This is a genomic window from Bacillus sp. EKM208B (assembly GCF_011800725.1).
GTDB classification, from domain to species: Bacteria; Bacillota; Bacilli; order Bacillales; family Bacillaceae; genus Bacillus; species Bacillus velezensis.
Genome location: NZ_JAANHO010000007.1, coordinates 225,858 through 241,703 on the forward strand (window position 1 = coordinate 225,858; position 15,846 = coordinate 241,703).

Annotated in this window: 12 protein-coding genes; all 12 read right to left on the reverse strand. The window is 44.7% G+C overall.

Translation table 11 applies throughout. From position 1 onward, the window contains the following. Positions 1-48: 48 nt before the first annotated feature. The gene (locus G9F75_RS14440; RefSeq protein WP_167409181.1) at positions 49-1,491 is read right to left on the reverse strand and encodes a DUF4179 domain-containing protein; all 1,443 of its coding nucleotides are present in this window, start codon (positions 1,489-1,491) and stop codon (positions 49-51) included. After that, complete coding sequence (locus G9F75_RS14445) at positions 1,473-2,006, reverse strand: sigma-70 family RNA polymerase sigma factor (protein WP_021495186.1); 534 nt, start codon at positions 2,004-2,006, stop codon at positions 1,473-1,475. Before G9F75_RS14445 ends, G9F75_RS14440 begins: the two co-directional genes overlap by 19 nt. A gap of 317 nt (positions 2,007-2,323) precedes the next feature. Continuing rightward, positions 2,324-3,556 carry an MDR family MFS transporter gene (locus G9F75_RS14450; protein WP_061861925.1) on the reverse strand — a complete coding sequence of 411 codons (1,233 nt, stop codon included), beginning with the start codon at positions 3,554-3,556 and terminating at the stop codon, positions 2,324-2,326. Positions 3,557-3,620: 64 nt separating this feature from the next. Beyond that, a complete protein-coding gene (locus tag G9F75_RS14455; RefSeq protein WP_167409182.1) occupies positions 3,621-4,820 on the reverse strand; it encodes a pyridoxal phosphate-dependent aminotransferase in 1,200 nt (399 codons plus the stop codon). A gap of 57 nt (positions 4,821-4,877) precedes the next feature. Further along, complete coding sequence (locus G9F75_RS14460) at positions 4,878-5,768, reverse strand: isocitrate lyase/phosphoenolpyruvate mutase family protein (RefSeq protein ID WP_014417091.1); 891 nt, start codon at positions 5,766-5,768, stop codon at positions 4,878-4,880. A gap of 8 nt (positions 5,769-5,776) precedes the next feature. Next, the gene (locus G9F75_RS14465; protein WP_014417090.1) at positions 5,777-6,988 is read right to left on the reverse strand and encodes an ATP-grasp domain-containing protein; all 1,212 of its coding nucleotides are present in this window, start codon (positions 6,986-6,988) and stop codon (positions 5,777-5,779) included. Beyond that, positions 6,951-8,213 (reverse strand): ATP-grasp domain-containing protein, encoded by a 1,263-nt coding sequence (locus tag G9F75_RS14470; protein WP_014417089.1) that lies wholly within the window; start codon positions 8,211-8,213, stop codon positions 6,951-6,953. The genes G9F75_RS14465 and G9F75_RS14470 overlap by 38 nt, the downstream gene beginning before the upstream one ends. A gap of 362 nt (positions 8,214-8,575) precedes the next feature. Further along, a complete protein-coding gene (gene guaA, locus G9F75_RS14475) occupies positions 8,576-10,117 on the reverse strand; it encodes a glutamine-hydrolyzing GMP synthase (protein WP_021495197.1) in 1,542 nt (513 codons plus the stop codon). A 162-nt stretch (positions 10,118-10,279) separates the two neighbouring features. Beyond that, the gene (locus tag G9F75_RS14480; RefSeq protein WP_029973754.1) at positions 10,280-12,487 is read right to left on the reverse strand and encodes a DUF4129 domain-containing transglutaminase family protein; all 2,208 of its coding nucleotides are present in this window, start codon (positions 12,485-12,487) and stop codon (positions 10,280-10,282) included. Positions 12,488-12,505: 18 nt separating this feature from the next. Next, positions 12,506-13,690, reverse strand: a complete 1,185-nt coding sequence (locus tag G9F75_RS14485) for a DUF58 domain-containing protein (protein ID WP_167409183.1) — start codon at positions 13,688-13,690, stop codon at positions 12,506-12,508. Continuing rightward, a complete protein-coding gene (locus tag G9F75_RS14490) occupies positions 13,690-14,652 on the reverse strand; it encodes an AAA family ATPase (protein WP_021495200.1) in 963 nt (320 codons plus the stop codon). The genes G9F75_RS14485 and G9F75_RS14490 overlap by 1 nt, the downstream gene beginning before the upstream one ends. 138 nt (positions 14,653-14,790) lie before the next feature. Further along, on the reverse strand, positions 14,791-15,663 hold the full coding sequence (locus G9F75_RS14495; RefSeq protein WP_014417084.1) for a cation diffusion facilitator family transporter: 873 nt from the start codon (positions 15,661-15,663) through the stop codon (positions 14,791-14,793). Positions 15,664-15,846 lie beyond the last annotated feature (183 nt).

Here is a 15,846-nt window from a genome sequence, read left to right on the forward strand (position 1 = left end):
TCGTTAATTGACCAAAAATGGAAGACGGCAAAAGCCGCCTTCCAGACATCATTTTCCGTCCGCAGACCGAACCGGCACCGCGAATGTGATCCCCTTATCATCCGCCAGCAAGTTCATAACCGTTTGATTGACGTACAAAGCGTATGAATCGAATGAGAAATCGCGCAACGAATAGTCTTTATCGGTTGAATCATCTAATTCAAAAACGGATTCCATTTCACCCGTTTTAAGGTTCGTGACTTTCGCCTTATTCCCTTTCAGATAATAGCCTTTTTCATACTCATTAAGCGATGGCCAGGTTTTCATTTTTTTCGTATTGCCGAGACCGATTGACTCACCGACATTGATCAGCTGATCTTCATCCGCCTTGCTGTAATTGATTCCGGTGAATTGATAATCGACGATTACCGTTCTGCCTTGCTGTTTGATCTTTTTGATGGTAATGCCGACATGATGATGTTTCGTTTTATAACTGACGGGCAGTTTTGTTTTCAGAGGCACGATTTCTCCCGGCTCTGATTCTGTTTTTATATCGCCCGTTATGAAAAGTGTTTTCGCTTTCGGGTCTATCGGTTTGCTGAATTGAGTTTGGCCGCGTATTCTTTTCCCGCCGCCGGGAAGATTCTTTCTGCCGCCAAGTTCAATATTCGACGCCGTCATTTCATAATGGTTTCCGGCATCATCCGTTGCCTCGTAAATCGAGATGGCATCATTTTTGGCTGCATCATAGAAGTCGATAGAATACAGGAGAGCCGATCCCGTCGTTCCGTTTTCCGCCCGGATATCGAAAAAGCGGTATAATCCGTGATTTACATTCACAGCTTTCGTTCCTTCCAGAGAAACGGACTTTTGTTTTTTAATAGGGAGTGTAAAGCGCCAGTTTCCCGGGATGTCCTTGATTTTTGTAATGACAAGCGGAAGCTTATCACCGTCTTTCAGCTTTGAGCCGTCCGTGAACAGGCGAAGCTGTCCCGCGTACCGTCCGTCTTTCATTTTTTTCATATCACTGTTGTCATAATCCTCTGCTAACATATTCCATGGATCTTTATAATCAACTTGAAAAGAGATGCTCTCCTCATCTGATTTCAAATTGTCAACGGTAAAATTGTAAACGAGCTGTCCGCTGTCGTAATACACACTTTTCACTGTCACCGTGATTCCGCGTGATTCCGCTTTCTCATTCAGTTTTGTCACCAAATTGCTTTTAAACAGCGCAGAACCTGCCTTATCCTGAAACAGACTGTAAATTTGTCCGGCAACAGGAATGTTTCCCATAGCCGTATTAACGGAGGGCATGAATAAGCCTGAGGACAGATACAGAATAAACAAAGCAGCAGCAACCGCGAGTCCGTTTATCAGTTTTCTTCCCCATCTCCGTCTGACGGCGCCTTCTTTTCCGACACGGACAGCGGCGCTGTGTATCACATTTTTCAATTCAGCTTTCGGCACGTCAATGTCCTGATACAATTGCTTCATTTGATGCTTTTCCATATATGTTTATCCTCCTTTTCCAGCTCCTGCTTCAATGCTTTTCTCGCCCTGTGCAGATGCGTTTTTACAGTGCCTTCCGCCATACCGGTCTGTTCAGCGATCATAGCAATCGAGAAATCTTGAAAATAATAAAGCTGAATGGTCAGCTGTATATGTTCGTCAAGCGTTTCCAGGGCATTCCGAAGATCTATGTATTCTTCAATGTTCTTATTCTCCGCGCGCGTATCATGCTGCGGCTCAAACGGGATGACGTCACCGTGCTTTTTCCTCATCGCAAAAATCGTATGAAGCAAAATCCGGATCAGCCACGTTTTAAAATATTTCGGCTCCTTCAGCTGCGCGATATGAAGAAAAGCCTTGTAAGCCGTTTCCTGAACAGCGTCCAGCGTATCTTCCTTGTGATGCAAATAGAGATAAGCTGTTTTATATAAAGTATCCTGGTGTGCTGTGATCAGTTTTTCAAAGGCTGCGGCATCACCTTTTTTCGCCTTTTTGATCAATCGTTCTTCCTTCACCTTATCCACCTCCTATGCTGTTAGATATGAATCAGGGCAAAACGGTTTCAAAAAGATGAAAAAAAACGCCTCAAAGTCTAATTTCGGATAACAACGATCCGTTTTCAAACTTGAAGGTGTTTTTTATTTGTCTCATCTTATGGGGTCAGTCCCTTAGATTAATACCTTCTTTGTTCGCCGTTCACTCTGTATTCCTCTCCCCAAAAATATAAACACTCTTGTTTCCCATTCTGATGGGGCGCTGCTGAAAAGAAAAAAGCCTTTAAACCTTTGAGGTTCAAAGACTTTGCCATTAATTCTTCATTGTGTTAAAACATTTAACTCCTATGAGATTCTGTTACATCAACTTTTGAATGTCCGCTCTTATCAAGATGTTTTTTTGCCAAAAATAAAACCGGAATTCCCGAGGCTGTCGTTATAAAAATGATCAAAAACATATAGAAGGACCCGTTTACACCAAAAAAGGAAAGAAGAATCCCTCCCAGCCAAGGACCGATTACATTTCCTAAACGGTTAAAGCCTGCTGCTCCAAAGTATGTCCCTTTGAAGCCTGGTTTTGCAATTTCATCCACCAGCATATCAACCATCGAAAAAATCAAAACTTCCCCTATTGTGAAAAACACGACGATAGAGCCCCATATGAATGGGTTGGACGATAGCGAAAAAAATAATAAACTGAAACTAATTAAAGCATTTCCCAGAATGATTGAATGAATCGGCGGGAACTTTTTCATGATATTCACAATAGGGTATTGAACGATTAAGACGACAATTGCATTCAAAGCTAAAAGCCATGAAAATATGGTCACCCCGTCCTCTATTTTGGCGGCAAAATATTGGGGCAATGTTGTAGAAAAGTGCGCATATCCGGATATTGATAATATCACTCCAAGTAATGTGATAAGAAAAACCTTGTCTTTCCTTGTCACATTAAAAGCCGTAGCAATAGTCGTTTTATTTTCTTTTCGATTGTTCTCATCTAATTTAAATTTTCGGAATGAAAATACGAGAGATAGACCATAAAGAAAATATGTAAAACCTGCGAACAGAAATGGGAGAGCCGTCTTGGCAGCTCCCAATCTAAGGCCTAAAAGAGGACCGAAAACTACGCCGATATTAATCGCAGTATACCGCAAATTAAACATCTTCAAACGATTTTCTTCTTTGCTTATATCGGATAATAATGCTCTTGACGCCGGTTCAAAGATAGATTGACACAGCCCGTTAAGCGCATTGATGACAAAAAATGCGAGTACACTATCTGCAAACATAAAACTTACAAAAACAAGCGCCCAACAAAATACAGACGTTATCATCACAATTTTCCTGCCAAAAAGATCAGACAAATACCCTCCGTAAAAGCTCATTACAATCCCAGCCAGCGAACTTACTGAAACAATGATGCCGGTCAAAGCAGGAGAAACACCTTTTACTTGTGTTAGGTAAATAGAAAGGAAGGGAATGCTCATCGAGACTGACATTCTGCTAAACAAGGTGCCTAAAATGATATTCCAGCCCACAGGGTGAATTCTTAATCGTATGCCTTTCAAAAAACCACCTGCCTAAACATTAGATGCAGATATAAAGAGGCTCGTTTAAGCTTTCAGCGCTCTGTTATACCTTAACTGCCAGCTGAGTTGTAAAATTATTAATTCTTTTCAAAGCCTCTGTGATAAGACCCTTTGGGATGGCAAAATTCAAACGAATGTTTTTCGGCTCTCCGAATGCTGTGCCGGGAACAGCTGACACGTGCTGTTTTTCCAACAGAAGATGACAAAATGTCTCCGCATCAATTATTTGTTGATCTTCAAACATTGTTCCGAAAAATTGTGAAACATTCGGAAACGCATAAAAGGCTCCATTTGGTTTGGCGCATTGAATGCCCTCAATTTGATTTAAACCATCGACTAATATATCGCGTCTTTTTTTGTATTCTTCGACCATCGACTTGTCAAAACCGTTTAAAGCAGAAATACCGGCATATTGAGAAATAGTTGACGGGCTGCCTGTAGCATGGCTTTGAAAGCTGGCAATGGCTTCGGCTATATCCGATGGGGCTGCGATATAGCCGAGCCTCCATCCAGTCATTGCAAAGACTTTGGAAAATCCATTCGTTATGATGGTCCGATTCAGCAATTCGGGAAAAATGAGCGGCAGACTGATATGCTTGCCCTCATACACAAACTGATCATAAATTTCGTCGGAAATGATAAAAATTTCAGAATAATCTTTCAACACATTTCCTAAAGCTTTCAGTTCATTTTCTGAATAAACGGACCCTGTCGGATTATTGGGAGATGTGATAACAACAGCTTTTGTCTTAGGGGTAATTACTTCTGCAAGCTTCTCGGGTGTGATTTTAAAATTTGTAGTTTCATCACAGCTTACAATAACAGGAACCGCCCCCGACAGTTTGATTTGTTCCGGATAAGATACCCAGTAAGGTGAAGGGAGGATAACTTCGTCGTCTTGATCACAAATTGCTTGAAAAACATTATATAGCGGCTGTTTTCCCCCGGCAGATGCAATTATTTGGTTTGGTTTATATTCTAAACCTCGTTCGTTAAGCAGATATCGCACAATGGATTCTCTTAATTCAATCAGCCCTGCTGCCGGCGTATACCCGGTTTTCCCCTTCACTATTGCCTGAATTCCTGCATATGAGGCTGTTAATGGCGGATGAAGATCCGGTTCTCCGACACTCATATTTATAATGTCTTTTCCTTCTTTTACCATTATCTTCGTTTTGGCATTTAATGACATAGTGGCCGAAGGTTTTATATTCATGACTCTATCGGATAATCTTTTATTCAATTCAAACGCCTCCAATGTCTTTATGGGCCATTCTTAAAATAGCACGATACAAAAACCTCAGTTAGCCGGCTGTCTATGGATCAAACGCTCCAGTTGCTTCATCCCCGGAACGTCTTGAATGTCAAATATCTCATTAACGCTCACGATGTCATTTTCAATCTGCAAAGACGATTTATTATTTATAATGCTTTCGAATGTATCATTTATAGCCTTAACAGAAGCGCGCAACGCCTGATTCGCATAGATGGAAACCTTCACTCCCAATTTCTCAAGCTGTTCCATTGAGAGCGTCGGATATTTAGTCGGAACCACAACCAACGGCGCATCCACGTCCCAATTGTTAACAAACTCAATAATTTCATCAGGCGATTGTTCTTTTGAATGAATTAAAATTGCATCTGCTCCAGCATGAACATAAGCTTTTGCTCTTGTATAGGCTTCTTCTTGACCCAATTTAGCAATTAAAGCTTCGACACGGGCAATCAATACAAAATCGTCATTTTGCTGAGCCATCTTTGCGGCTCTAATTTTTGCGCAAAATTCTTCAGTACTGACAAGGATCTGTTGTCTGTCGTCAAATGAGTTTAATTTTGGATATACTTTATCTTCAATACAAACTCCGGCAATACCAGCAGCTTCGTATTTTTTGATCATGCGGGTGACATTGTGAATGTTCCCGTAGCCGGAATCACAGTCAGCGATGACCGGCAAATTGCATGATTCATTCATAATGACGGCGGCTTCAAGAAATTCAGTCATCGTTAATATACTGGCATCAGGTACAGTTTGCACAGCCGAGATTCCCAAACCGCTTGCCCATACGGCATTAAATCCGTTTTTCTCTGCTAATTTGGCGCTTAAACCGTCATGAGCTCCCGCAACTTTCACCAAACCTTTACTGTTTAAAGCATCTCTAAAAATTGATGATTTTCTGTTTTTCACCATCATTCTCCCCTTCACCTAATGATTATTTTTATTTTGTCAATCGCATCATGTAATGCGTGATTGACTTCTCGCTCATTTTTCCCCTTTACAATCATCCATCCTGCTCTATCGTAGCTGTTTTTGATCGGTCTGATTCTATCACCGACACTGCAATTTACATGAAAATCTACTACATTCCCCATCATTTTGAGATCGCTGATCCCTTTGATTGCGCGTACAACCCCTTGGTTCGTTTCTAAAAAACGAACGGCGCATACTTCGCTTTGAGCATGTTTCCTTTCCGGTTGATATGGGATGCCCGCCAGTTCCGCAAAAATAGGTGTATGCATATCACATTTCATGGCGATTTCTGTAATGGTCACTATGTTGTCTCCGCCATAGCGGGTGTGTACCTCGCCAACCACAAATCCTTTATTTGTGTGATACCCTTCAATATGCAAGGGGCCAAATACGATCCCCATGGCATGAACAACTTCCTTGACCAGATTCTTATACAAATCCTGATGTTTTTCTTTATGTTTATACGGCGATATATGCCCAGATTCTACAAAAGTCCCGGGGTATAGCAACTTTTCGGTCACACCAAATATGTCGACCTTGCCTTGGCAGACAACGGCTTCTATTGAAATTTCCTGCCCTTCTATAAATTCTTCGGCTAATACTGACTTCTCCTCGTCATGTTTTGAACACTCTTTAAAACACGCCTCAATGTCCTCTTTTTTCTCAACTTTTATGACGCCTATACTGCCTTGCTGAGATCTCGGCTTTAAAATGATAGGATGCTGAGATGTATTCCAAAAATCGTATACGTCTTCCACGCTCCTGCACAATCCAAAATCGGGAGAGTTTAGTCCTGCCTTTTTTAAAAGCCGGCGCGTTGTATATTTATCAAGGCATGCTTGCACCACAGACGGAGGATTTCCTTTTAAATGAAATGCCTGCTGAAGTTTGGATACATTGAATAAGCCGGCTTCTTTGAAAGTAAATATGGCATCTAAAGGCTCTTTGTCATGGATTTCTTTAGCGACTGAGAATAGATTCTCATGATTGGTATAATCTAATGCGATTTTTTGGTCAGCTTCCTTTATTAAATGCTCATATTTTTTTAATGAAGCTTCTGTATCTCCTAATAAGACGTCAAAACCAAGTTGTTTTGCCCTCGTAACGGCCTTCTCAATATGCGTTTCAGGAATCCCGATCAGGAACAGTCTTTTCCTCTCCATTGATGAAACACCTCACTTCAGATAAAGCATTTTCAGCATATTCGATCGCTTTTTCTGTATCTTCAGCTTCTGTGATGACATAAGCAATCCGGGAATCATGAAACTTTTCAGGCGGCAGGCCAACATGATCGCCCGGCTGCTTTTCTAAAACAAATTCAACGACCCCGGGCATTTCTTTGATCGATTCGACACCTTCCCACTTTTCTATCACACCAGCACGGTCTGCAATTAAAAACCTGACGCAGGCAGCTCTTCTTTTCGAAGCTTCAAAGCTTATTGTTTCTCCTAATACAGCCAATAGGTTTGCGCGCGTTATATTTATACCTTTGGCTAGAGGAACCAAATGGGTAGTAATAAAATCGCCGCCCAGACGACCGTTGATCTCGATAATCTTGCACCCTTTCTCTGTGATCATGACCTCGGCATGAAAACCACAATTGTTCAGCTCCAAAGCTTTTATCCCTTCACTGGTGATGTGGAATAATTCACGTTCCACAGCCTCCGGCAGCCTGGCGGGAAATGCATGCTGGTATTCTTCGAAATACTGATCCGTCCATTTTTCAGTAACACCTGCAAAGTGAATGACTCCGTCGGAAATCACTCCCTCAATGCTGACTTCTTGTCCGTTCATAAACTCTTCAACAATATACTCGTTTTGATAAAAAGAAAACATTTTATCGTTTTCCGGCACCGCGGCGTTTAACAGCTGCTGATATGCGCGATTTAAATCTTCAGGCTTTGATATTCGGAATACGCCTTTACTGGCAGAAGCACCCACAGGTTTAACGATCAATGGGTATTCCATATCAATGCTTGCATGATATAATTCGGTCCAATTTGTAAATTTGCAATATTTTGGATGAGGAACTTGTGCGCGGTTCAAACATTGACGCATCTTCCATTTGTTTCGAGCCCGTTCTGCCGCTTCCACCGGACTGCCCTTTAAGTTAAGTTCTCGGGCAGTTACCGCCACCGGAACCACATCTCTATCCCAGAATGTAATGACTCCATCAAAAGGATTTTCTTTGGCAGTTTCCTTCAGAACAGCTATAGTCTCATCAATCTGATAAGTATTTGCGGAAATGTAATGGTCAACGAATGGCCGCGACCATTCAGGCAGTTCAGGGCCGACAACAGAAACCGTCAAGCCCAAATTTTTAGCAGTCTCCAAAGTAGAAATTTTTTTAATATAAGTAGCATTAAAAAATAAAATATGTTTTTCCATCCTTCCGAGCCTCTTTCAACATTTTTTTCTGCAAATTAGAAACCTTCTGCGTTTCTAAAGAACTGAATGCAGAAGATAAAAAACCCCTTGGAAAACTCAAACCATCATATGTTTTATTTGTATATATTCATAATAACATACATTATTTGTTATTAAATGAATATTTTATGAATTCAGTTTTATTAGAAAAAATGAAATTATAGGGAGAATATTAGGAATACAACTGATTAAAAAACTCGAATATATAAAAAACTGCTGCACATCTTCTCCGGTGTTAATGATAAAAGGCCCATTATTCCTAGAACCATGTAAATTAAAAAAGCCTCAAATCTTTATAAATAAAAGATTTGAGGCTTTTCTCATTATTCCCACTCAATCGTTGCAGGCGGCTTGCTCGTAATGTCATACACGACGCGGTTGATGTGTTTCACTTCATTGACGATCCGTGTCGAAATCACTTCAAGCACATCCCAAGGGATACGCGCCCAGTCAGATGTCATGCCGTCAATTGATGTTACGGCACGGATACCGATTGTGTAATCATACGTTCTCGCATCTCCCATGACGCCGACGCTGCGGATGTCAGGAAGAACCGTGAAGTACTGCCAGATGTCGCGCTCAAGGCCGTGGTTCGCCACTTCTTCACGCAGAATCGCGTCTGATTCACGAACGATCTCAAGTTTTTCTTCCGTTACTTCGCCGAGTACGCGGATGCCAAGTCCAGGGCCCGGGAACGGCTGACGCCATACGATATCATCCGGGATGCCGAGCTCTGTGCCGAGCGCGCGCACTTCATCTTTGAAAAGAGTGTTCAGCGGTTCGATCAGTTCAAACTGCATATCTTCAGGAAGTCCGCCGACATTGTGGTGCGATTTGATCGTTTGCGCAGTTGCCGTTCCGCTTTCAATAATGTCTGTGTAAAGCGTTCCTTGTGCAAGGTAGTCGATTCCTTTGAGCTTGTCCGCTTCATCATCAAACACGTAAATGAATTCGTTGCCGATGATTTTGCGTTTTTGCTCAGGATCAGAAACACCTTTCAGCTTGTTTAAGAATCTGTCTTTCGCATCAACTTTAATGACATTCATATTAAAGCCTTCGCTGAACGTTTTCATGACGCCTTCCGCTTCGCCTTTGCGGAGAAGGCCGTGATCTACGAAAATACAAGTCAGCTGGTCGCCGATCGCTTTATGAATCAAAACGGCTACGACAGAAGAATCGACTCCGCCGCTCAAAGCGCAAAGCACTTGTTTGTCTCCGACGGTTTCGCGGATTTTTTGCATTTCGATTTCGATAAAGTTTTCCATTGACCATTCGCCTTTACATTCACAAGGCCCGAAGACAAAGTTTTTCAGAAGGTCATTTCCGTATTCTGAATGACGGACTTCCGGATGGAACTGAACACCGTACCATTTTTTGTCTTTTTTGCTCATCGCCGAGTTCGGGCAGTGATGGCTTGTCGCGTCTACCGTAAACCCTTCCGGCACTTGTACGACTAAGTCGCCGTGGCTCATCCAGACAACTTGTTCTTCCGGAAGATCTTTGAACAAGTCAGGAGTTCCTTGAATCTGAATGTTCGCTTTTCCGTATTCGCGCTGGCTTGCCGCCTCGACTTTCCCTCCGAGGTAATGAGTCATCAGCTGCATGCCGTAGCAGATGCCCAATACAGGAATATCAAGTTCAAAGATTTTTTCATCACAGCGGAAAGATCCTTCATCATATACACTGTTTGGTCCGCCTGAAAGGATAATTCCTTTTGGATTCATTTCTTTGATTTCCTCAGCTGTCAACGTATGGGGATGCAGCTCGCTATATACGCCAAATTCACGGATCCGGCGGGTAATCAGCTGGTTATACTGACTGCCGAAATCAAGAACAAGAATCATTTCATTCACTAACTTCGTCATGGTTGTCACCTAATCTCCTCTAAGTTTTTGACACAGAAAAAACGGAGGACACACGTTCAGCCCTCTGTCGGCAAGACTTGTCCGGAAGCCCGGCTTTTTAACGCTCCCGGGCTCCCATTTAACATTCATTTATTCTAACAACAGGACGATATGCGGTCAAGACTATCTTCTTTTAATTATATTTTCCCACAACTGTCCCGATTCATTCCAAAGCTTTGCGGCATTATCGCTGCGGTATAACGCACGCTCATAGCGCAGCGTCAGCTCGGACATGTCGTTTGTATGGTGCGCCTCGTCAACCCTCGCGGCAAAATCACGGAGCGTTTCTCCGTCTCCCCTGCTGAACCCTTTTCGTTTCAGCTGTCGGAGCAGTGCGGCATATGCGTCGAAAAAGACGTCTTCATCCGTTCGCCGCTTCAATCTGGCTGCTGTAACGTGCGGAATCCAGCGCGCCCGGAGCAGCCAGGCGAGTGCCGCCGCGGCTGAAATCACAATGACGATGGCTGCATACGGCCATAGCTGTGCCGCGGTTTTGTTGCGGATCACAGGCTGCGGTGCCGCGCTGTGATCCCGCTTTTTCGGCTTTTCCTCTTTTTCCGGCTTTGTTTCCTGACGCTGCTTGTCAGACGGTTCATCCGAGTTCCCCGCTGAGCCTCCGCTGTCTTTTGCCGCGGTATGATTTTGCTCTGACGTAAACTCCGTCGGATTGGTGAAGCCTTTCGTCGGCTCAAACGTCACCCAGCCCTGATCCGGAAAATACACTTCTACCCACGAATGGGCGTTGTTGTTCGTGACTTCATAAATGTGGCCGTTATGGTCGCCTGCCCCTTTATACTCGCCGGATGTATAACCCTTCACCCAACGGGCGGGAATACCCGCAGATCGGAGCAGCACGGCCATTGCCGATGAAAAGTTATCACAATATCCTCTTTTCGTTTCAAACAGAAATTGATCGACATAATCCTGATTGTGCTCCGGAACCGCGACATCCTGTGTATGATACGAAAATGCGGAAGATCCGAGATAATCCTCGATCGCCTTCGCTTTATCGAACATATTATGATGATCCCGCGTCAGTCTGTCCGCAAGCTGTCTCACTCTTTTCGGAAGGCTGTCGGGGACCTGTAAATACCGGTCATTGAATTGATTCTGCTCACGGTATCGTTTTACTTTCACTTTTCTGAGATCATTCAGCTTAAAGACGGGCGCCTGAAAAGTCACCGTGTACCGTCCCATATTGCGGATGTTGCCCACTTGTTCACTGACCGGCGTAATTTGCTCGGTGTTTCCGTTCATTTCAAGCTGAATCGAGTGCTTCGGTTTAATATTGGAGACGCCGATCGGATACATGACGTGATTATAGAGATAATTCTCATCAATGGACACCTGTGCCGTATATCGTCTCGTCTGCACACTCCGGTCAAACCATATATCTTCCACGTTGCCGCCGTTCAGTTTATAGGACATGCCCTGATCGGTCTCCACCCAGCCTTTCCCCGTGTATGTATCCTTCGTTTCCACCCGGAAGTACGCCCGTTCTTTTCCCTTCCATGTAAAAACCGGCGTATCATCCTCCTGAAAAGGGCCGCCCAATGTTTCATCATGATTGCCGTAGCCGATTTTGCTTTCGGCGGCGGGCACTTCTTTGTGGTTTGTTATTTTTTTAAGAAACGGCACGGGGTCCGGCCAGTTCGGGTCTGATTTCGGAGCCGCCAGACCGAACACGACGGAAGCGCAGATAAACAGCATCAGCGGCAGAAACCATTTGAGTATCAATCTTTTTTTAAACGCTATGTGTTCCGTAAGCCGGATGCGCTCCATATACAAAAGCCCCATCATCAGAAAGCCGATAAAGACGATCCGGATGACGGCGTATGCGGCATCATAAGGAGTAAACGTATCAAGCACGGTGATATACGCCACCGTCATGATAAAAAAGAATAATATTTTCCGCTGATAGATCACCCAGTAATGCAGCAAATACACGAGCAGCCATAAAAGCACAAAAAACAGCAATGTGCGGAATGACGGATTCATATCATTCCATCTTCCGGTCCCGATGTGGCGGGCATTTTGCATCACGTCCCGCAAAAAAGAAACGAGCCATTCCGGCTGAAAAATAGAACCTTTATAAAACAGGATGTGAATACTGATCAACGTAAACAGAATGCAGGACGGCACGGTGACGTACCACCTCATCCGGAAGAATGACAGCAGAAATGCCAAACCGATAAAAACGATGAAAAAACCGGTATGTTTTGTATCCGTAAAATTGTGCAGCGGCCTGAGCCATTCCCATAACAATAAAAAAGCGAGAAAATAAAACAGCAGCAGACTCAGCCTGCTTCCCTGGTTCTCGTCATGCGGCATGGCGCGCCACCTCTCTTTCTAAACAACATGGGACACCCGTTTGTCCCTGATCATTTGCACCTTAATATTTTTTTGCGCGAAGATGAGAGCGAGTTTCCGTTCTTTCTCCGAAAGCGCGGCATTCGTTTCTTTCGCCAAAAACACCGTCATGTCAGCACGTCCGGGCTCAGCCTGTTTGAGAAGGTCTTCTGTAAGACTGCCCGTCACGACGGCAATGGAAGCTTTGCGGACGCGCGGATCCGCCAGCTCTTTTCCTAAACGCCCGTCTGCATCAGCTTCTTCCGATTCTGAAGCTGATGCCAGGTAACGCAGCATCTTTCTGAAATGCCGGTCTCCCTCCCCGACGGGAAATACGGTCCGGTCGCTCCCCAATGAAATAAACCCTGCGGGAGAGCCCTTCATAAGCGCCGTGTAAAGCAGGGATGCCGAAGCTGACACCGCGGCTTCAAACGAAGGGGACGGCCTGCAGTCCAAAAGGAGAATCATATTCATACTCTGCAGCGGGTCAAATTCCTTCGTCATCAGCTCATTTCGCCGCGCCGATGTTTTCCAGTCAAGTGCGGAAAACCGGTCGCCCGGCTGATAATTTCTGACGCTCGCAGCCATTGCGGAACGGTGTACCTGAAACGGAGCGCCGGCACCCGCACCCTCTTCTCCGGATACGGCCTGCGGCTTATAGTGAACAGACCCGTACGCCGGGAAAACCAGAACCGTATCCGTTACGGAAAACGACGCCGTCTTGTCCAAAAGCCCGAGAACATCTCCCGTCCGCACTCTTATCGTATGTAAATGATGCTCTCCGCGCGGCACCTGCGGCAGCTCATATTGTAACGTCAGCTTCCTTTGAAACCACGGAAACACGAGCTGTTTCGCACTGCGCCTCTCGCCAAGCGTTTCCGGCATCACATCTTCAATGACCATATATGTCAGCGGAAACGGCAGGCGCCTCGTCAGCCTGATGGTGACAGACAGCCTGTCGCCTGAGGTTAACTGGGCAGAGGACACGTCACGCGTCACCTGAAACGCCCGCAGCGGGTACACAGCGACCAGCCCGGCGTAAACGGTAAACGGCAAAAACGCATAAAATAAAAACCAGCTCACAAATCCGCCCTGAAACATGGCATAAGAAAAGACAGCCGCCGTCAGTACGGCCAACATAAGCAGCTTCCAGCCATATAGAAGCCAATGCATCTTCTTTCTCATTAGCGGACCGACATCCTTTGGACGGGCACTTTTTCCGTTTGCATGATGTCTTCTATAATCGCTTCCGGCGTCACATCGTTAAATTTCGCCTCGGCGGTCAAGATCATTCTGTGCGGCAGCGTATACGGAGCCAAATACTGGACGTCATCAGGAATGACGTAATCGCGGTCATGAAGCAGCGCGTACGCCTGCGCGGCTTTCATTAATGAGATTGAACCGCGCGGACTTACGCCCAGATGTACGGACGGATGCCGGCGGGTATGCTGAGTAATGCCGACGATATATGCTTTAATTCCATCATCCACCCGCACCTGCTCCAGTTTTTGCTGAAGGCTGATAAACTGTTCTTTAGAAATGACGGGCTCGATTGTTTCAAGCAGATTGCGCCCTTCCTGCAAAGACAGAACTTGAAGCTCTTCCTCGGCAGTCGGGTAGCCCATGCGCAGCTTAAATAAAAACCGGTCAAGCTGGGCTTCGGGAAGCGGATACGTTCCTTCATATTCAACCGGGTTTTGTGTGGCCATGACGAAAAACGGCTCAGCCAGCCGCATTGTCTTTCCGTCAATCGTGACATTCCCTTCCTCCATCGCCTCAAGCAGGGAAGACTGCGTTTTCGGAGAGGTTCTGTTAATTTCATCAGCCAGCACGATATTCCCCATGATCGGTCCCGGGCGGTATTCAAATTCCATCGTTTTCGTATTATAAATAGAGACACCCGTCACGTCTGACGGCAGAAGATCCGGCGTGAACTGAATCCTCTTAAAGTCAGCTCCGATCAGCTTGGCCAAAGCGCGGACCATCATCGTTTTTCCGACTCCCGGCACGTCTTCCAGCAGCACATGCCCTTTTGCGAGAATGGCGGCCAGACTGAGTATGGCGATATCCCGTTTTCCTATGATGATGTTTTCAATATGCTCAACGGCTTTCTCCAGCAGCGGATGCAGCTCTTCTTTATAAGCCATTCTTCTCCTCCTAGTCATCTCTCAAATTTCAATTATCGTAACCTAACTTTACCACAAAATATAAACAGTATAAAAAAACGTTTCCAGCAAATTGTTTCCAGTCTGAAAAAGGAAAAAGCTCCCTTTAGAAAGGAAGCTTTATTTCAGTTGGAGAGGCTCCATATGAACGTGTGAATGGTCAATGGCATGTTCCTCTTTCATCTTGCGTTCTACCTCATTTGCGATCTCATGACTCTCTTTAATGTTCAGATCAGACGGCACTTCAATGACGACATCAATATGAACGGAGCTGCCCAGATATCTCGCTTTAATATCTTTTAAACGGCTGACGCCCGCAATCTGTTCAATCGTCTTTTTATAATCAGAAATATGTTTGACATCAAAACCGTCAGTCAGCGAATGAGAGGATTCCTTAAAAATATCCCACGCGGTTTTGCAGATGATCAATCCGATGATAAACGCGGTAACCGTATCCACCCAAGCCAAATGGAACTGTGAAGCAAAAATTCCGATAAACGTGCCGATACTGACGAGCGCATCTGATTTATTATCAGCGGCCGCAGCTGAAAGGGCCTGGCTGTTTACCTTTTTGGCAAGCCCTTTCGTATAGCGGTAGACCATCAGCATCACGACGGCGCTCCCCGCGGCCGTCCAGGCGGCTATCATATCCGGTGTTTCCTCTTTAACGGAAAAAATAGATTGCGCGGCGCTGAACAGCACTTGCATTCCGACAAGCATCATAATAATGGAAGCGATGAGTGACGCGACGGTCTCCGCCCGAAAATGGCCGTAAGGATGATCTTCGTCAGGAGGTTTCTGAGAGATGCGCAAACCGATGAAAACAGCCGCAGATGCCACGATATCAGTCGTATTATTTAAACCGTCGGCCTGAAGCGCTTCTGAGTGAAACAAATAACCGATCACAAGCTTCACAGCCGACAATGCCGCATATGCGCCAATACTGACAATCGCTCCGGTTTCGCCTTTTTTCAATTCATGATATCTCTCCACTGAAAATCCTCCTTCCCGTTCAATTTTTCCTTCATTATCATACAAAGCGAAGACACAGTGGGTCTATAGAAACATGATTCACTTTCCACAGAAAAATAGTAAGCATAGAACATTTATGCGCTCAGGAAACTTATTTTTATTCACGAAACCCCTCTCATCCCAATCGTACCAAGGCTTCTTGCC

Bases quoted from the DNA above. Each gene is read 5' to 3' on its own strand.
- G9F75_RS14460 (WP_014417091.1), bottom strand. From the start codon at position 5,768: ATGATGGTGAAAAACAGAAAATCATCAATTTTTAGAGATGCTTTAAAC.
- guaA (WP_021495197.1), bottom strand. From the start codon at position 10,117: ATGACGAAGTTAGTGAATGAAATGATTCTTGTTCTTGATTTCGGCAGT.
- G9F75_RS14485 (WP_167409183.1), bottom strand. From the start codon at position 13,690: ATGAGAAAGAAGATGCATTGGCTTCTATATGGCTGGAAGCTGCTTATG.
- G9F75_RS14470 (WP_014417089.1), bottom strand. From the start codon at position 8,213: ATGGAAAAACATATTTTATTTTTTAATGCTACTTATATTAAAAAAATT.
- G9F75_RS14465 (WP_014417090.1), bottom strand. From the start codon at position 6,988: ATGGAGAGGAAAAGACTGTTCCTGATCGGGATTCCTGAAACGCATATT.
- G9F75_RS14490 (WP_021495200.1), bottom strand. From the start codon at position 14,652: ATGGCTTATAAAGAAGAGCTGCATCCGCTGCTGGAGAAAGCCGTTGAG.
- G9F75_RS14440 (WP_167409181.1), bottom strand. From the start codon at position 1,491: ATGGAAAAGCATCAAATGAAGCAATTGTATCAGGACATTGACGTGCCG.
- G9F75_RS14480 (WP_029973754.1), bottom strand. From the start codon at position 12,487: ATGCCGCATGACGAGAACCAGGGAAGCAGGCTGAGTCTGCTGCTGTTT.